The organism is Psychroserpens luteolus, from assembly GCF_021032705.1.
Classification (GTDB): Bacteria; Bacteroidota; Bacteroidia; order Flavobacteriales; family Flavobacteriaceae; genus Psychroserpens; species Psychroserpens luteolus.
The window spans coordinates 1-18,620 of sequence record NZ_JAHVXI010000001.1; the positions used below are offsets into that span (position 1 = coordinate 1).

The window sequence follows — 18,620 nt, forward strand, 5'->3', positions numbered from 1 at the left end:
CGGTAGTCGAAGAATTGAATAACTCTACAAACTCTCCCATATGATGGTACTTTGTCTCTATACGTTCTGTGTAATGCGTATCAAAATAAACCTCAGATATAACTACCGAACCTCCTAATCGTGTTAACGGCTCTGTCTCTTCTGATTCCCAACAGTTTTGTGACCATAAATTCAAAACCAATAACTGGAATACCAAAATTAAAACTAATCGTATCTTACTGTGTTGTACCATAATGACTAACTGTTTATGCGCTTTAGTGCAAATCTGTTCTCAGGTGAATTTTCTAGAATGTTTTGTAAAACACTCACTCTGTTAGCATCGTCATTTTGTTTTTTATATACTCTATATAATATATAGTATAACCTTAAATTTTGCTGAAATGTATTATTAGATTTCTTATTAGAAATAGCTCTTACGTATTGAAAACTTGAAGGGTTTTCAACAGAAGCATCCTGTAAACCTAATTGAATTATCGTTTTGGCCTCATCAAATTGATTCGATTTTAAATATGTCTTGGCATAATCATAAATGAGATTATTAATTAATCCTTCAGACTTTAGTGAAAAAGTCTCAATAGTTTCTCTAACAAGACTTTTAGCCTGGCTAATATTATTATTTAAAATATAGACATCAGCTAATTTATCAACAACGATAACTCTTAGAGATTCTACCAAAGACCAGTTTAAAATTAAATCCTCTCCTATATTTATTGCCTCAACCAAAAGCGAAGCGTCATTTACTTCTTTACGGTACTTCAAAGTAAGTGCATTCATCAAACCTAAGGCAGAATAAACTGTTTCTTCATTTTGATTGTGAAGCGTTTGAAAACTCACAAGACCTGAATAATTGTTGGTTTTTTTGTAGAGTCTGGTTATAAGTTTAACAATCTTGGTGTTTTGTGTGTCAATCTCATAAGCTAAATTGGCATAATTTAATGCTTCATTAAGTTGATTTGCTTTTTTATAACGCTTAGCTAAAAGCGCATAAATGAGTTTCTTTTCTCTAGTTATATTTTTTTGTCTTGTGTTTAGTTCATTTTCAAAATATAACGTATTTCTTGATTTGTTATCAATTCGATTTATTCTGAGTAATAATTCTTCTATTGAAAGGTTTTTATATCTCTTTTTATGTTTTCTTCTACGGTCTTTTCGTTTCTGTTTTTCTTCAGCATTGGTTAAAAAATTTATATTTAATGCATCAGAATTAATTTTCATTTTAACTTTTTTCTTACCTATTTTCAGATATTCAGCATTTGGATTAATTTCTAAAGCCTGATTGTACAATGCTTTTGCATCTTGCAATAAAGAGGTAGTGTTATTTTGCTCTCTATATTGTTGAGCAAAACTTGGATAACCTAATTCTAATCGCATTAAAGATCGTGCGGCTCTATCATAAAATGCAATCTTATTAGGATTTGCAATGAGCGCATTTTTAAATAACTCTGCACATTGAATCCAAAGCCCTTGAGCTCCATAAACATTTTGCAAATTATCATAGAATCTAATATCTGCAGGTGCTAAACTTATACACTCTAAATATAAAGCCTCAGCTTGTTGATATTCCTTTTTAAAAAAATGTTCTTTGGCTTGAGCAGCTTTAGTAACAGCTAAAGCATAATTATCTTGCTTATATTCACCTAAATTAGAGATAAAAGATAACGCTTTGGCTTGTTGAATTGGTAATATAGATGCTACAAAACCCCAAGCAGATAAGCGTAAAAATTCGCTTCTTTTAATTGCCATTATGTGTTGGATATATAAAGAGGAAAGAAAAGGAGAAGAGCTGATTTGTTTTTCAAGCTTACAGATACCCGAACTTGCAGGACGACTCTATATGAGATACTTCTCCTTAATAACCTCAAAGTTAATATTTATTTTTAATTTTCAAAATCTATTTCATTAATATTTATAGTTGTAATGATTTTTTGTTGAAAGTTTAAAACCTCCTACAATATTATTGTCACTATCATCAACAATTTCAGTATATGTTTTTTCTAAACGACCTAAACTATCATATATAAAATGCGTTCCTAAATTATTAGAACCCAGAATATAAGATAGTTCTTCACTATCATTATACACATAACTAGTCATGGATGTTTCAACTGGATGCAACCTATAATCATCGACATATATTGTACCACTTGCTGAGGCCACCATAAAGATTCTATCTCCAGTAGTTTGTGCTTCTGTTCTGTCAAAATAATGGTTTAATTGTACCCACTCACCTGCATAAACTTTTTCTCCATTAAATGGAACCATAGTACCAGAATAGGTTTGTTTAAATCTAGCATTGGTATGGTTATCTATATGAACCCAAATAGACATTTTATACTTACCTGCTCTGTGTGAATTCCCTTTAAGAACAGCTCCAAAACTATTATCACTAGGTGTAATCTTTAACGAATACTTACCTGTATGAGCCTTATCTGTAGATCTTAAACCTGAATTACCACGAATTTGAGCATCTAATCTTGATGTTGATGTATCATAGTATTCTGCACCAGTATAAAACGATTCATAATATTTAGAATTAGCACTAAATGCGACTTTTGAATCATTATCACACATTTTACTTATTACATAATTACCATTTAAATCCTCTACCTCTAATGGAGAAGAAAAGTGGTTATATTTAGTAATCGTAGAGGTTGCTAGCCATTTTTGATTGCTTTGGGTTGCACCTAAATTCCAATTAAAGTTATCGTCATTTCCACTAAATGATTGGTAGGTTCCATCTGCATTAATAGCGCCATCCCAAGCATAAGTTTTATGTTTACGCCATATCCTTTCATTTTGTGGAATTGAAGTTTCTACTGCATCATTCATCTTTGGATATATCCAGCTGTTATTCCAAGTTGTTATTCCTACATTAATCTCTTCCCAATTACTACCTACTTCTATGTAGGTTTTATTCATTGCTTCTTGAGATAACATATTTTTATTTGATATGTTATCCAATTTACTTCCCATACCAAAACCTGAGAGGTTTGACGAATACTGCGGAATTGTATAAGCAGGTGTATATTCTGTTTTAAACCTTCTGTTTTTACTATCAACAGTTATAATTTCATCAGACTGTCCAGTTGTTGGGTTAAACTGAGTAAATGTTGATTCATCTACATAACTATTAGAAATGCTAGTAGTTGTTTTCAGCAAACTTGGATATTTAATCCTTTTAGATGAATTAACAATCCATCGATCTTGTATTGAGGAACTGTTAAAATCTACCTCTTTATAAGTTTGGTATGCTTCCTGAGTGATACCATAACTATTTGGTGTCTCTCCCTGAGCATAATACTCATTAGTTGTTTTGTTTAAAATCTGGTCTTCAACATTATAACTAGTAACTTCTAGAAGTTGTCCAATTGCTGCCAAATTATCTTTAACTGTAAATTTGGAAACATTAACTCTTTTGTTGGCGACAGAATTAACAAATTCATTTTCAGAATCTGTTGTAATCTCATAAAAATCTCCAAACTTTATTTGATTAGCAGACTTTTCTTTTAGCACATTAAATTTGTAAATCATTTTACCCTGAACGACACCGTCGGTACCAGAAGCCTTTGTTGTAACATATTCATACATAACTTTTGGAGCAGGTAATTCGGCACTATACGGCACCTCTTTTTCAAGCTCTTGAGAGTATGGTAAATAACTAACATAACCTACTCCGTTTTCATTTTCACCATACTTGTAATGCGTACTATAAGTATTCGGGCCATCAATAACTCTTATTTTTGAGACTCTTACACCTCCACCGTCAATAACTTTGCCTTCTGTATCAAAACTGACTTCTGTTGATCTGTAGAATTTTTCAGCCCATGATCTTCTGTCTGGGTCTGAACTATTCAAATACGATTCTATTAATGGAATATTAGTTGCAGTTCCTTCATACCATAAATTAATATCATTATCAAGTGCTACTTCATATTTACTATTTCCAAGATCAGTGGTTATAGTACCTAAACCATTATAACTTCCAAATACACCTTGCCCATTTAAAGGAGGGTATTTACTATTATATTTAACAGATACTTTGTCTCCTACGTTTAGAGCTAATGGTGTTCCAGAGCTTATCTCTATCACCTTATTTGAAACGTCAGTTATACTAGTATATGTAGGATAAGTACTCGTGTAAATACCTTGAGTATAATTTGTAAATAAAAATTCGTGATTAATAGGCGACATACTTTGATGTGTCTCATAATCAATAACGATTCTTCCTCCTTGAGGCGTCGTAATTTGCTTTAATGACCAATATTGGTTTCCATTTTTATGATAACCCCATTGATCTTTATCATTAATATTAAAACCACTTGGGTTTCTATGGTAATCAAACTTATATCGTGGTAGTGACGACACACCTCCTTTACCACTAAAGGTAACCCATCTAAGTGTTCTTCGTGTACCTGCACCTGGCTCAAACAAAGATTGCGCAAAGCTAATTGATTTTAAAGCCTTATCATTTAATGCTGTAGGAATATCAGCTGCTGTAATTACATTTTTTACAGCATTATATTCTGCCACTTCTCCTGGCTTATCAGAATCATTATATTCAATGAACACAGTGTCACTATCAGCGTCATTAGCACTAGTTGCAGTAACTGTATTTGCATCAACATTTCTAAATAGAAGTATCTTGTCAAGTTTCAATTTTAACTGAGAAGGAATATTAAATCGTTCAACATACGAAGAGCTATTTTGATCATAATTATCTCTATGTTTTACTGATTTATATGACCATCCTGAATGGTATCTTCCGCCACCAGACTTAACAAACAGTGCAGTATGCGTACGCGTTTTGATTGAATTTAAATAAAATAATTCTTTTCTTCCTCTAACCCAAGTTTTAATTCCAGCATCATCATTACTTAAAAAGTAATCTTTCTTATGTGGGGCTTTCCAAACCCAAGCGTCAGACCATTTACCATATGAAAAGTTAGTCCAATAACCATAATCTCCCTCGTTTGCAATACCATCATTATTTTTATCAATATAATCAGGACCTGTTACCGCTGTTAATAGCCAGTGCGTCGCATATGGTTCTAGTTGTCTTTTTTCAAAATAAGAATCTTTTTCATCCTTAGGGTTCCCATTACCATGCTTAATTGCTCCAAATGATCTTGTTATAGTTTCATGGTTATAAACTGGTAGTGAATAGTGATATGTTTTACCATCGGCAGCTGTTATCTTAAATGCTCCAATTCCATCTCTTGGTTTCGTACCTCTATCAAAAGAATTACCATCAGCAATAGGTCTTAAAAACCCTTTACTCTTCACAGTAGCATAGTTGTCTTGAATTTCAGCATTAGTGAAATATTCTATATAATTTGATGTTTTTCTTCTAGGTTTAGCATTAAGTTCTACACTATTTGGTACATAATAATCTATTATACTAGCATTGGTTGTACTCGTATTAAAGTTCGCAGTACCAACATCTGTATAGTTCAAATGCGTGCTTATTTCATTATCCATATAGAAATATGGTTTTTGACTAAACTTTGCAAAATCCGGAATAGTTGTACTACCGTTTATCTTATAGTCTAACTCATACTTAACATCATCCTCGTCTTTTGATTGTTTTTCTGAAAGCCCAAATAAAGCACCATTATCAAATAATACAGGTGAAATACTTCCAGAAAGCCCTTGCGCTTGAACATTATACTTATCGTAACTTGGAAATGCTAGGTTATTAATTGTAACATCTGTTTGCTCTGCAATTGTATTGTTATCAATTGGAACCTCATACATATCCATAAACGCAGTACTTGTATTGACGAAAATCGTCTCAGCTAGAGTATGACATGAACTAGGAGGAACATTACTACTTGTATACACATAAGAATATTGATGCCAATAGCATATGTAAGTATGCACACCATTATTATATCCTAAATAACTTGAAGAAAAGTATGGATCTCCATTTTCTCTAGTTATAGGTGCTCCAGGCTGAGGAAATTCATCTCCAAATATTTGTCTGTTTTCACTTTGAATGGTAGACGTACAGTTATTTCTCCACTTATACCTATTAAACGTTACATCTTGTGGGTCATCATAGAAATACATTGGTCCACTTACATTGTTTAATTCATTTTTTCCTAAATAGTATCTTATTTTTTGCTTACCAAATCCTAAACTAAATATACCTATTGGTGTTGGTACTACGATTGGGATACTCCATCCAGAGCTTTTCACTGTGTAATCACCCATATTAACAGCATTGTTAAATGACACACTCAAGCCTACACCTGCACCTCCAACTGTTTTACCTGCCTTATTTCTATTTCTTACATTTCCGCTTATTCCAACACCAGAAGAAGAGAATGTAAAATCTAAAGACACACTATTCCCATTTCCTGTTGCACTAGTAATACTTGCAGTATAATTTCCAGAGCTAGATGCGCCCACAGAAAACCCTACTCCATTGTTATTAAACCCAACTGAACCACCAAAAGTTCCATTTGTCGAAGCATTGACCCCCAAACTTAAACCGTTAGCAAAACTTGCACCAAGACCTATGGAAGCACCGTCAGTACCAATACTAACACTACCTCCGACTTTAGTTGTACCTACATCAACGCCATAACCTATACTTACAGATCCTCCTAAACTTCGGTTACTTCCCCAAGATAGACTTACACCAACAGAAACTCCTGCCGAATAACCAATTGATAACGAATAAATTTCTTCTTGACCACCTTCATCATAAAAGTATTCACTTAAAAAAGAACTGTTATATTCATCAGGATATCCATTTACAGAGCGGTTGATCGCTCCTGGATTAAGATTCCATCCCAATCCAACCCAAGATGCTTCTTGATCCATTGCTACACCAGCATGATATGACAATGCTATTGGATATCCACCTTCAGGTGATGGTACATTTAATAATGGCAAAACATAGGTTAAATCTCCTGTTACTAGATTTACCATATCTGTTGCATCAACAGGTTCAAAACTAGCTGCCTCAGGTGTATTAGGACTATTACTTTGCGCATACGAAGTATTAGAAATAACACATAGGAAAGCAATTATTACTATTGCCTTAATTTTTAGTACTTTATACATTTACGTTAATTTTTAAATGATAATTTTGGTTCCGATTTTATATTTTTTGTTTCTATTTTAAATTTCACCTCTCCTGTATTTAAACCCAAATCTTCAATTGTAAAGTTTAAATACTCCTCACTTAGGTGTTTTTCATCTCTAGGATAAACAAACATGATTGCTGTTGAATTACTCATTCCATACATTCTTGGATATACAAAATCAATCAATTCTATTGTATCTTTCTTTTTAGTGAAAAGGTTTACATTTTCATTCATATTATATACTAGTGTATTAACCTTAGCACTAAAATCACTTTTATTCTTTGCTACAACACTAAGTAACTCTTTATTATCCTTACTCATATACAAATTGAAATAGAGAAAATCTTTATAAACATTTCTTAACGAATCTATTTCATTTTCTGAGTTAAGATCTTCAAGTTCCTGGGCAACGATTAAATCTATTGGCTTATACATAAGCGTAAAATCAATACCTTTAACAGTTTTGTGATACACATAGCCATTAGCCTCTTCATTAATATAGTTATGCATATCATCTAAACTGTCAAAGGAAGACTCTTTACAACCTAAAAACAGCATGAGAAACACACAAAAACATATATCTATATAATTTTTATTTTCCTTCAAACTCTGCATTTAAGCCATCTAAAACCTCTTGAGTCAAATCTGACTTTTCTGAAGCATACATTATATTTCCTGAACCTCTAGCTCCAAAAATGATATCATAATTATTCTTTTCGCCAAATTCTTTGACATAATCATTTATGTCATTTATTACTGTTTGAGTAGACTTTTGATCTTCTTCTTGAATTTGCTTTTGAATTGCTTTTTGATAGTTTGTAATTTGTTGTTGCTTGTTACTTAAAAGTTGTTGTTTGAGATCAAGTTCTTTTTTTGTCATGTTCGAACGCTCTTTTTCATAAACTTTAAGTTCTTTTTGCCAATCGGTCATTAAGCTATCTACATTAGCATTTAAGGTTTTAGCTTTCTCTTCAAAGTCTGCGCGAACAACTTTAGTTCTTGCATAACCATCTAATAATTTATTCACATCAACATAGACTTGCTGTTTGCTACTAAATAAATGATATGCCAAAAAAGAGCTAATTAATAATGCCAAAACAGCAATAGGGAAAGATAATTTATTCATTAAAATAGTTTAAGAGTTAGTGTAGGATAAATCTATAAAAAGATCTATTGAATTAGCTTAAAAAAACCTTACGATTCGTAAGGTTTTGTATTACAATTTATAAGCTATTTAATTAAATAAAAAATTATATATTTGAGTCTTGCTTTCGTAAGAAAAATCTCTTACACAATCATTTAGAAAAAATTGTCCTATATGACCAAAACCATTAATGTATTATTGATTGACGACCATCCAATCATAATAGATGCTTACAAAAACACGCTTGAAAAGCTTAATGATGGCAATGACGAATTTAACTTTATTATTAACTCAGCAAAATGCTGTGATTCGGCATTATTAGAATTTAAATCATCATTAAAAGACCAACCTTACGACTTGGTTTTTGTAGACATTAGACTACCCTCAAAAAATCCAAAAATCAAATCGGGCGAAGAGTTATGCTCCATCTTTAAAAGCTTAAGTCCTAATACAAAATATATAATCATTACTGGGCATTATGATGCTTTTATATTTCATAATATTTTACAAAATATTAATCCTGACGGACTACTATACAAAAGTGATATTGGCAGTGACACAATAAGAGAGGTCGTTCTAAATGCATTAAATAACGTACCCTATTATAGCGCTACTGTTCTACAATTATTAAGAAAAAGTATTTCTAGTAAAATTGTTTTAAATGACATAGACAAACTATTACTATATAAGCTCGCCAATGGTACAAAAACAAAAGATCTTAAAGAGTCTTTACCTTTGTCTCAAGGCGGAGTTGAGAAACGAAAACGTTTTTTAAAAGAAGTTTTTAATACCCAAAAACAAAACGATAAAGCACTCATAAAATCGGCTGAAAAAAAAGGCTTTTTATAAATTAAGAAACCTTACAAAACGCAAGGTTAAACATTACAAATCGTAAGCTTTATTTAACAAGCTATCATGCAATAGTTTACTATATTGCTTTAAATTCAATCCATATGAAAGTATCTGCATACAACCTCCAAGAAGTTCTTGTAGTCCTAGTTATTATTGGGATACTACTATTGTTGGCACTTCCTAATTTAATGCCCTTAATTAGTAAAGCAAAAAGTACAGAAGCTCAATTACAATTAAGTCATATATATAATTCTCAAAAAATGCATCGCTATATGTATTCTAAATATTCAATAGATTTTGGTGAAATCGATTTTGAACCTCCGAAGACAGTTAACGAAAGTGGAAGAGCTAATTATACTTATGAAATTTTAAGTGCAACAAATAGTAGTTTTAAAGCTAGAGCTACTGCTGTGACCGATTTTGATGGAGATGGTGTTTTGAATGTTTGGGAAATAGATGAAAATGGTGCTCCAAAACAAATAGTAAAAGATTAAAGTGATTGTTTTTAAAATTGTCTTGATTATGGGTTTGATTATGATTTTTTATCAGGACATTAAAGAGCGTCAGGTATATTGGTTTTTATTCCCCTTAGTAGCTTTATGCGCTGGTGTTCTTTTATATCAAAACATGTTACCTGAACTGTTTTTTACAACTATTATAATCAATTTATTATTCATGGTTGTTTTATTGTTAGTGGTATATCTGTATTCTAGAATAAAACTCAAAACTCAAATCTCAAAGACGTTTGGACTTGGTGATGGACTTTTGTTTTTAGCCTTGATATTTACGTTTTCAAGTGTGTCTTTTTTGATACTATTTGTATTCGGACTCGTATTCTCGTTAGTCATTCATTTGGCTGTCAAAAAAAAATCAGAGTTCACAACAGTACCTCTAGCCGGATACTTAAGCTTATTTTTTGCATTAACCTATTCTAGTCATTGGCTAGGACTAATAAAATCCGTTTACGTTATATAATTTGAAATTAGATTATAACATAGAAACATCCTTACTTCAATTGGTCACCAATGAGCAAGCCTATCATTATAGAATTATTCCTATTTCGGCTTATAATGGAACGCTTAAATTTAAATCTGATCAAATTTCCGAAGCGTTAAAACAAGAGTTACAGATTGTATTAAATAAAAATATAGAGCTTGTTGAAGATACTTCTGAAAACATCCAGCAATATTTAAGTATTAATTTTAGACAACGTAGTTCCAAGCACTCTCAAGATTTACATTACAGTACAGACTTTCTTGAAAAATTACTGTTTACAGCCAAAGATATAGGTAGTAGTGATATTCATTTTGAACCTTATGAACACAAATGTAGAGTGCGTTTTCGTTTAGACGGAAAGCTAAAAGAGCAATTTATCATTTCGTTACAAGAATACCCAGTGATAGTCAATAAGCTTAAAATACAAGCTGGATTAGACATTTCCGAAAAACGACTTCCTCAAGATGGTCGTATTACAGTGAAAACTCAAACTGATGAGTTTGATATTCGTGTCTCTTCTTTACCAACACTTTATGGCGAAAAAATGGTATTACGTATCCTAAGTAAAGATGCCAATCAGATTCAATTAGATCAATTAGGATTTACTAATGAAGAGCTCAATACTTATAAGGAAACGGTTAAAAAACCAAATGGAATTATTCTCATTTCGGGTCCAACTGGCTCTGGAAAAACAACAACTTTATATGCTACTTTAAAGCTGCTCAATAATGATGAAACAAACATTTTAACCATTGAAGATCCAATTGAATATACGCTTGAAGGTGTTAATCAAGTTCAGCTCAAAGAAAATATAGGTCTTGATTTTGCCAGTACATTACGTACATTTTTACGTCAAGACCCAGATGTTATTATGGTTGGGGAAATTCGCGATGCTAGAACTGCAAATATGGCTATTCGTGCGGCTTTAACTGGGCATTTGGTACTATCTACCATCCATACCAATTCTGCTTGGGCAACCATTTCTAGGTTGATAGATATGGAAATTCCTTCATTTTTAATTGCAAGTACGCTTAATGTGAGTGTGGCTCAACGCTTGGTGAGAAAACTATGTAATAGCTGTAAAAAAGAAAACCCAATTTCTAAAGAAATATTTCCTGCAAATTTTCAAATTCCTGAGCATTTAAAAACACATTATAACGCCATAGGTTGCAATAATTGTCACCATACAGGCTACCAAGGTAGAAAGGCGATTTATGAAATCATTCCAATTACCAAAACCTTAATTCAACATATCAAACAAAATGATTTAGAAATAGATAGTTATCTCGACGAACATAAGATTGCTACCTTAAAAAGTAACGCCATAAAGCTTGTACATGACGGAGTCACTTCTGTTGAAGAAGTATATGCATTACTATCTGATTAAACCTTTATAGACATTTAATGAAAAAAATAATATACATTCCACTACTACTGAGTTTCTTTATTTCGTTTTCTCAATCTCAAAACCCTCTTAATGAGAAACAGCGTATTGAAAACATAAGAAACCAAATCACAATCTTATCAACCGAAACCGTTGGTTTGACCGAAAATGTGAAGACAGAGATCAATGTGAATAATATAACATTATCTAATTTTTTATTAGCTGTTTCCAATGTTCATAATGTCAATATAAATGTAGCTCCAGACCTTAGTCAAATTACCATAGCTAATAATTTCACGAATGTAAGTGTTGGCGACCTCTTGGTTTTCTTATGTAAGGAATATAGCTTAACTATTGATTTTACTGGCAATATATTATCTATTAAACGTTACCAAAAACCTATAGAAAAAATAGAAGAAAAAGTTATTCCTATAGCTTATACACCTTCAAACAATACCATATCCATAGATGCAAAAGGCGATAAATTATACGACGTATTTAAAAGTATTATGGACGAATCGGGGAAAAACTTAGTGTTTTCACCTGGGCTTGAGAATAAACCGTTAACGGCTTACATACAGCAAACACCTTTTGAATCGGCAATGGATAAACTTGCTTTTGCCAACAACCTCTATGTAGAGAAATCTAAAGATGGTTTTTTTATTTTTGAAGACAATACCGAAACTGTTACAAACTCTAACGGCTCTAATTCTGTTCAAAATAGGCAACGGCCAACAAGGAGACGTAACTCTAATTTCTTTTTTAAAGTAAACGATCTAGAAAATCAGCTTTTAGAAGTTGATTTCGTCAATACACCTATTGCAGATATTATTAATGATATTGGTGCCGAGCTCAACATTGATATTTTTACAGCAACACCGCTCAATGAAGCAGGAATAGCTACATTTAAAGCTAAAAACATCCTCTTTGATGAATTGTTGAAAAAACTATTTGAGATACAAACCATAACTCCTGTTAATCAAAATCCTCAAGGGCAAAATATCCCAAACCAAAATGGATTAAGTATCGCAAAGCGATTCACGTTTAAAAAAGAAGATAATATTTATTTCTTCGGAACAGAGAATCAATTAAGTGTTAGAAAAGTAGCAATAGTTCATTTACAGCATCGATCTGTTGAATTATTGTCTGACCCAACAGGTGGCTCTAGTAGCAGAAGTGTTGGTAGAAATCTTAATGGGACTAATGGTTTTAATGACTTCGGAAATTTTAATAATCAGTTCAATTCTCTTTCTTCCAATCAAAATAGAGAACGACTTAACACAAATACAAATCAAAGTTTTAATAATTACAATAATAAAGCTGAAGCTCTAGTAAATATTCTTCCTGATGAAGTAAAACAAGGCTTAGATATTACTGTAGATTATGAACTTAATAGTTTTTATGTGAATGGTCCAAGTGCCAATGTAGAACGCTTTAAAAGTTTTATAAATAAAATTGACAAGCCTGTTCCTGTTATTTTAATTGAAGTTATGCTCATAGAGGTAAACAACACTTCTTTGGTTGAAACAGGTGTAAGTTGGGGAATTGGAGATGAGCCAACTACAACAAGTGGAGGGATCTTCCCTGAAACAGATCTAACACTAGGTGCTAATACAATAAATAAAGTGATTGGTGGATTTGACGGTTTCGGTTCTTTTAATTTAGGGAAAGTTGTTCCTAACTTTTTTGCCACCATTAAAGCCATGGAATCCAATGGCAACTTAAAAGTAAGGTCTACGCCTAAATTATCTACATTAAACGGACACAGAGCTACGTTTTCTAACGGACAAACATCTTACTACGCTGTTACACGACAAGCTGTTATAGGATCTGATAACCCAGTAACTCAAACAGCAATCAATTATGTTCCTATTGATGCCGAATTAGGCCTCACCATAAAACCTTTGGTTTCTGGTGATGGACAAGTAACCTTAGACATATTTGTAGTACAATCTACTTTTGGAACTCGTATTGCTGAAGATGCTCCACCAGACATTAGTTCACGAGAGTTTAGCTCTATAATACGAGTTAAAGATCAAGACATTGTTGTTTTAGGAGGCCTTGAAGAACAAATGAAAAACAACTCAGGTTCTGGCGTTCCATTTTTAGCAAGAATCCCAATTATTAAGTGGCTGTTTAGCAAACGTAAGCGTGAAGCGAAAAAAGCAAAATTAACTGTGTTGATTAAACCTACAATTATTAATTAATGTTAAGTAAGATTTGGACATATCTTCAATATGGTAATCGGTTTTGTGGTATTGAGCACACAAACAATGACTCTATCATTGTTAGCGTTCTCAAGCAATCTAAAAAAGAATTAGATCTAGACTCTGGATTTGAGGCTAAAACTATAGAAGAAGTTTCTAAAACACTACAAAAAAATCAGCATGCTACCTTAGTTGTTAATAATGAAAATGTTTTATCAAAAACCATTGAAAGCGAGCAAAAAGACATCTCTAAACTAGTTTTTAAGGCCTTTCCAAACATCAATATTGAAGATTTCTATATTGAGATCATTTCAGAAGGCAGCTCGCATTTTATTTCTATTTGCAGACAAGATTATGTAGACGGTCTTATTGCGAGTTATTCAGAAAAAAACATACATATAATTACTGTGTCTTTAGGTAATAGTTTAATATCGTCTATCAAACCTTTTTTAAAGACCAATCGTGTTCAAACCTCTAATGCACATATTGCTGTTGCCAATACGCAAATAACCGAAATCACAAAAGACGCTACAGAAGATAAAAGTTATGATATTAATGGGCTAAACGTTTCCAGTAGACATCTATTATCATTTTCGGGAGCTTTGCAAACCATTCTTAAAAGCGATACGACCATAACAAACTACGAGCAAAAAAATAATGATTTACACAACGGTTTTAAGCAGGTTCAATTTTTTAATCAATTTTTAAAATTTGCTGGTTTATTTATTCTTAGCATACTACTTATCAATTTCTTTGTTTTTAATCATTATTTCAATCAAGTAAATGACCTAAAACAGATCTCTGAAGTTAACGCCTCTACCAAACAACATATAGTAGACCTAGATGCTTCAGTAGCTAAAAAACAAAAAATGGTAGATGATCTATTAAAAAGCAATGGTTCTAAAACATCATTTTATGCCAACCGTGTTATGCTTAGTTTACCTCAAACAGTTCTTTTGTCGGAATTTAATTTTCAGCCGCTTAATAAGCGTATTAAAGCGAACAAGCCTATAGATCTTAATACAGATATTATATCAATTTCAGGCAGTTCAAGTGATAGTGAGGCCTTTTCTAATTGGGTGAGCCAACTTGAAGACATATCGTGGATAGAAAAAGTAGACATTGTCAATTATGAATCGGCAACATCTAAAGTTTCAGATTTTAAACTAAAAATTGTTTTAACTAATGACTAGAAAAAACAAAAACATAGTACTTATTATTGGTTTTTTGCTAGCATTAATTGTTTGTTATTCTCTGGCGTTTTCAAAAACCTTTGAACAAAAAAGACAATACACAATGTTAAAACAGGAAGAGTCATTATTTGAAAATGCACCAAAAAAATTATCGTTGTTAAAGCAAAAGGAAGTGTACTATGATTCGCTTTTAAACAGATATCAATTAAATGGATCTTCGATACAAAATAGCCTCTTAAAAACGATCAATACGTATGCAGATGATCATGATTTAGAGGTGATTAGTTTTTTAGAGCCACATATACTTACGCAAAACGGGTTAACCGTTAAAACTTACGAGTTTGTTATAGAAGGTCATTTTAATGCCATACATAAGCTTATTTATCAATTAGAGCAAAACACAAAGTTTGGTGAGGTCATTAACCTTCATTATGAAAAAAAGAAACACTTTAGATCTGGAAGGTATTATTTACAAACGAAAGTATTGCTGAGAAGTTATGGGTAAACGTTTCGTTTCAATAAGAATCTTTAAATTAGAACTTCTATCCTTAACAAAGAACTCTTTATGAAGAAAAGCAGTAATTAATTACTGCTTTTCGATTATTCATAATCACATTTTTAGCTATGTCCTAATTTTGAACATTATCAATTTCTTCAATTAGTTTAAAATATTTAACCTCATGTGATATTATTTTACCATTTGATAATTTAAATTTAGAATAAATATATACACCCTTATTATATTCATTTTTATTTTCAACTTCAGAGATTAATAAACGACTTTGGTTATCTTCAACGACTATCGGAGTATTTTTAGGTTCTTTAAAGTAATCTATCAAATTTTTTATAAAGGGGATTTTTGACTCAGAAGCGGGTTTACATTTTTCATCTTTTTCATAACTCTTGTCAATAGAATTTAAATTCAAATCGAATGAATCATTCCAATAATAACCACAAAAATCAGGGAAATTCATATATTCTATACTTTGAAGAGTAGATTCTTCAAAAAGCTTTTTATCAAAATTGTCATCTCTACAATACTTAAATAATTTTAAATATGAGTATTCCAAATATGCATAATTGTCATTGCTATTTACTAATTTTCTTAATTGTTCACTTTTCAACTGTTGAGCTTCTTCAAAATACCGTAGATTATATTCATCAGACGTTGATTTGACTGCAGAAGTAGATGTACATCCAGTAAGAATTATCAAAATAAATACTCTTAATAGTTTCATAATTAAAAATTAAAGAAAATATGTTATGTTCCCCAAGCTGGCGCTAGCGTCTCCCCTCGCTGGCGCTAGCGTCTCGCTAGTGACATAAGAAACATAATATGTGTTATATCGTAAGTAAACATAACTCAATCGATCTCTACCTTAACACGAATCATAAAAATACAGAAAATAATCTACAATATACTCTAAAACAAAAGCCAGGACTCTCATCATGGCTTTTGCTTTATCTATTAGCACAAGCGTGGACGCTTGCGTTAGCTTAGGAATTGGAATTTTACATATACCATACAATATGGTTGTTCTGGTTTTAAATATGTTTTGGATTGTACACGGATTACAAATCCGCGCGATCAGGTTTTACTTACTTTATCTTTTAGCACAAGCGTCGACGCTTGCGCCAGTGAGGGGGATACTAGTAAACAGTAGAAGTAATTAGATCTAAAATTGAGTCGTTTGCATTTTTAAAAAAAGATATAATTTCTCCATCATTGTTACTTGTAATTAATAAATCATAATTGTATTTATTATCTTTTGTCATTTTAATCATATCAGAGAATTTGTTTTCAACTGAAACTATACGTTTATCAAAGTTTCTCTCTCCTATACTAATAATAACTTTAGATAAGAATGTTTCGTCTTTTGTTTCCTTTATACAATTTAATGTAGTAGAACTAACTTCTCCATCTGAGACTTCTAAAACATAATATTCCTTTTCTACTCTTTTTTCAGTTTCAATTAACTCATTTAATTTTTTAAAGTCTTGATTAGAAATTTCACTAATACTTATTAATAAATTTTCTTTTTGAAATTCTTCTATATCTGAATTGTTAATAGCACTCTCTATAGAGTTATGCCATTGTTGAAATGTGATATATTGCTTCTCGTTTTTGCAACTTAAAAACACAATTGCTAGTAATAAATAAACTATATTTTTCATTTTGTTTTTTCTTTTCCGAGTTTCCTTAATGGTAACCCTTGTTCTTGACGTATTTTATTTTCAAACTTTCTAGCTTTAACTTCTTTTTTAGTTAGTGTTTTTGCTTTATCTCTTTCTGGTTCATCTGGATCTTTCATTGTCGATTTACTTTTATCTCTAGTTCCATTAATTGCATCAAATGCGTGACCTAATTCATGAGCTAATCCAATATAAGGATCCCTATCATAACTTCCATTCACATCTAATCCACCTTCTCTTAGATTAGGATCATAATTTATTCTCACAAAATCACTTCCTTTACCTGGCGTCCCATCTTCTTTTAAGTCACTTCCTTTTCCCGGAATAGTTACATTTTTTCCCTTTGATTTAAAAATATTGATACGACTATCATCATAAATGAGCTTAGAGACAACACTAGATGCTTCATTACAAGTTTCAGTTCCACCACACTCTATTTCAATCACTTTTCCATTTTCATCAATCTCTAAAGTATTATCTGATAATTTTTGTAAATCTGCCAAAACTTGATTTTTGAACTCTTCATATTGTTCATCATTCATATTTCTACCTCGATGAATATAAATTTCCATTCCATCTGGATCAACAAAATATATAGGATTATTTTTTACATAATTGTAAGTTGAGAATTCATAATATTTTTCAGCTAAGGGATCAATATTCATCCATCTTCCTATACTTGCATCATAATTTCTCCATCCATAATCGTACCAATCTAGTCCAAGCTCTTCGTTGAGTTCCTTGCCATTGTATTTGTACTTCTGAGCAATGTTTGTTGAATTAACCACGTTATTATACCCTTTATGTTTTAAGCCAAATGGATAGTAGTCTAAGACCAATTTTTTGACCTTTTGACATTTTTTACAAGCTGTTTCTAACTTTTGCTACAGTATTTTTAAAGAACGTTTCTCTTTACTAAGAATCTTCAATTTAGAACTACTATCCTTAACAAAGACTCTTTATGAAGAAAAGCAGTAACTAATAATTACTGCTTTTCGATTATTTAAATTCTATTTTTAAGTTATGTCCTAATTTGGGACACTACCGGAGTCACCATTCACTATTCTAAAAAGAACCCCAACTAAATCATTCTTCTTAATGCTTTGCAAACAACTAGAGTTTATATCATATTTATTATCTTGAATGTGAAGATTTATCCTGTAATGATGACTAAATTCACTCTCGCAACTTTCATACTCTTTTAAAAATGCATAGTCATTTTTTGTATCAAATAATTTAAAAATACTCTCTTGATCTATTTTACTTATGCGCATCTTTTTGTTTTTAATTCTTTTTTTTAATCTTCTATTAGATATTAAACGAGAAAACAACTGGTTATTCTCTTGCCAAAATATGTAAGTATCATTTGAAACAAAATTTAAATCTGATAATCGAATTATATTGACAACATCCGTATCTTTTAGCTCGTCAATAAATTCCGTGACATATTTATCATGGTATAAAAAATCTTTTTCAAATTCATTTTTAGTATCATTTTGAGCGATACACAGGATTGATAACATCAATGAAATGCAAAGTAAATAATAATTTTTCATG

The 18,620-nt window shown here is 31.5% G+C and carries 16 protein-coding genes; 7 read left to right on the forward strand and 9 right to left on the reverse strand.

Annotated features, from left to right (window positions below; translation table 11 throughout):
- From KWG70_RS00005 to KWG70_RS00025, 5 genes are all read right to left on the reverse strand, one after another.
- A partial coding sequence (locus KWG70_RS00005; RefSeq protein ID WP_230933934.1) for a hypothetical protein occupies positions 1–232 on the reverse strand: 232 nt, incomplete at its 3' end.
- Positions 233–237: 5 nt separating this feature from the next.
- Positions 238–1,743: a tetratricopeptide repeat protein gene (locus KWG70_RS00010; RefSeq protein WP_230933935.1), complete on the reverse strand. Its 1,506-nt coding sequence runs from the start codon at positions 1,741–1,743 to the stop codon at positions 238–240.
- A gap of 156 nt (positions 1,744–1,899) precedes the next feature.
- A complete protein-coding gene (locus tag KWG70_RS00015; protein ID WP_230933936.1) occupies positions 1,900–7,071 on the reverse strand; it encodes a hypothetical protein in 5,172 nt (1,723 codons plus the stop codon).
- 5 nt (positions 7,072–7,076) lie between these two features.
- Positions 7,077–7,709, reverse strand: coding sequence for a hypothetical protein (locus KWG70_RS00020; RefSeq protein WP_230933937.1), 633 nt, complete (start codon positions 7,707–7,709; stop codon positions 7,077–7,079).
- Positions 7,687–8,220 carry an OmpH family outer membrane protein gene (locus KWG70_RS00025; protein WP_230933938.1) on the reverse strand — a complete coding sequence of 178 codons (534 nt, stop codon included), beginning with the start codon at positions 8,218–8,220 and terminating at the stop codon, positions 7,687–7,689. The genes KWG70_RS00020 and KWG70_RS00025 overlap by 23 nt, the downstream gene beginning before the upstream one ends.
- Before the next feature lie 192 nt (positions 8,221–8,412).
- Here KWG70_RS00025 and KWG70_RS00030 point away from each other — a divergent pair, with 192 nt between their 5' ends.
- The 7 genes from KWG70_RS00030 (at position 8,413) to KWG70_RS00060 (ending at position 15,375) form a co-directional block, all read left to right on the forward strand.
- Complete coding sequence (locus tag KWG70_RS00030) at positions 8,413–9,087, forward strand: response regulator (protein WP_230933939.1); 675 nt, start codon at positions 8,413–8,415, stop codon at positions 9,085–9,087.
- Between the two features lie 104 nt (positions 9,088–9,191).
- Positions 9,192–9,584, forward strand: a complete 393-nt coding sequence (locus KWG70_RS00035) for a prepilin-type N-terminal cleavage/methylation domain-containing protein (protein ID WP_230933940.1) — start codon at positions 9,192–9,194, stop codon at positions 9,582–9,584.
- 28 nt (positions 9,585–9,612) lie between these two features.
- The gene (locus tag KWG70_RS00040; RefSeq protein ID WP_230933941.1) at positions 9,613–10,065 is read left to right on the forward strand and encodes a hypothetical protein; all 453 of its coding nucleotides are present in this window, start codon (positions 9,613–9,615) and stop codon (positions 10,063–10,065) included.
- Between the two features lies 1 nt (position 10,066).
- Positions 10,067–11,473 (forward strand): GspE/PulE family protein, encoded by a 1,407-nt coding sequence (locus KWG70_RS00045; RefSeq protein WP_230933942.1) that lies wholly within the window; start codon positions 10,067–10,069, stop codon positions 11,471–11,473.
- Between the two features lie 17 nt (positions 11,474–11,490).
- The gene (locus KWG70_RS00050; RefSeq protein WP_230933943.1) at positions 11,491–13,677 is read left to right on the forward strand and encodes a type II secretion system protein GspD; all 2,187 of its coding nucleotides are present in this window, start codon (positions 11,491–11,493) and stop codon (positions 13,675–13,677) included.
- Positions 13,677–14,870, forward strand: coding sequence for a hypothetical protein (locus KWG70_RS00055; RefSeq protein WP_230933944.1), 1,194 nt, complete (start codon positions 13,677–13,679; stop codon positions 14,868–14,870). The genes KWG70_RS00050 and KWG70_RS00055 overlap by 1 nt, the downstream gene beginning before the upstream one ends.
- Positions 14,863–15,375, forward strand: a complete 513-nt coding sequence (locus KWG70_RS00060) for a hypothetical protein (protein ID WP_230933945.1) — start codon at positions 14,863–14,865, stop codon at positions 15,373–15,375. Before KWG70_RS00055 ends, KWG70_RS00060 begins: the two co-directional genes overlap by 8 nt.
- A 124-nt stretch (positions 15,376–15,499) precedes the next feature.
- Here the strand turns inward: KWG70_RS00060 and KWG70_RS00065 are convergent, their stop codons facing one another.
- From KWG70_RS00065 to KWG70_RS00080, 4 genes are all read right to left on the reverse strand, one after another.
- Entirely contained in the window at positions 15,500–16,108 is a 609-nt protein-coding gene (locus KWG70_RS00065; protein ID WP_230933946.1) for a hypothetical protein, read from the reverse strand.
- A gap of 412 nt (positions 16,109–16,520) precedes the next feature.
- Positions 16,521–17,045, reverse strand: a complete 525-nt coding sequence (locus KWG70_RS00070) for a hypothetical protein (protein WP_230933947.1) — start codon at positions 17,043–17,045, stop codon at positions 16,521–16,523.
- A complete protein-coding gene (locus tag KWG70_RS00075; protein ID WP_230933948.1) occupies positions 17,042–17,902 on the reverse strand; it encodes an RHS repeat-associated core domain-containing protein in 861 nt (286 codons plus the stop codon). Before KWG70_RS00075 ends, KWG70_RS00070 begins: the two co-directional genes overlap by 4 nt.
- A 189-nt stretch (positions 17,903–18,091) precedes the next feature.
- Positions 18,092–18,619 carry a hypothetical protein gene (locus tag KWG70_RS00080; RefSeq protein WP_230933949.1) on the reverse strand — a complete coding sequence of 176 codons (528 nt, stop codon included), beginning with the start codon at positions 18,617–18,619 and terminating at the stop codon, positions 18,092–18,094.
- Position 18,620 lies beyond the last annotated feature (1 nt).

Coding starts and splice junctions, on each gene's coding strand:
- KWG70_RS00030 (WP_230933939.1), top strand. CDS start 8,413: ATGACCAAAACCATTAATGTATTATTGATTGACGACCATCCAATCATA.
- KWG70_RS00055 (WP_230933944.1), top strand. CDS start 13,677: ATGTTAAGTAAGATTTGGACATATCTTCAATATGGTAATCGGTTTTGT.
- KWG70_RS00065 (WP_230933946.1), bottom strand. CDS start 16,108: ATGAAACTATTAAGAGTATTTATTTTGATAATTCTTACTGGATGTACA.
- KWG70_RS00050 (WP_230933943.1), top strand. CDS start 11,491: ATGAAAAAAATAATATACATTCCACTACTACTGAGTTTCTTTATTTCG.
- KWG70_RS00070 (WP_230933947.1), bottom strand. CDS start 17,045: ATGAAAAATATAGTTTATTTATTACTAGCAATTGTGTTTTTAAGTTGC.
- KWG70_RS00015 (WP_230933936.1), bottom strand. CDS start 7,071: ATGTATAAAGTACTAAAAATTAAGGCAATAGTAATAATTGCTTTCCTA.
- KWG70_RS00040 (WP_230933941.1), top strand. CDS start 9,613: ATGGGTTTGATTATGATTTTTTATCAGGACATTAAAGAGCGTCAGGTA.
- KWG70_RS00020 (WP_230933937.1), bottom strand. CDS start 7,709: ATGCAGAGTTTGAAGGAAAATAAAAATTATATAGATATATGTTTTTGT.
- KWG70_RS00035 (WP_230933940.1), top strand. CDS start 9,192: ATGAAAGTATCTGCATACAACCTCCAAGAAGTTCTTGTAGTCCTAGTT.
- KWG70_RS00010 (WP_230933935.1), bottom strand. CDS start 1,743: ATGGCAATTAAAAGAAGCGAATTTTTACGCTTATCTGCTTGGGGTTTT.
- KWG70_RS00060 (WP_230933945.1), top strand. CDS start 14,863: ATGACTAGAAAAAACAAAAACATAGTACTTATTATTGGTTTTTTGCTA.
- KWG70_RS00025 (WP_230933938.1), bottom strand. CDS start 8,220: ATGAATAAATTATCTTTCCCTATTGCTGTTTTGGCATTATTAATTAGC.
- KWG70_RS00080 (WP_230933949.1), bottom strand. CDS start 18,619: ATGAAAAATTATTATTTACTTTGCATTTCATTGATGTTATCAATCCTG.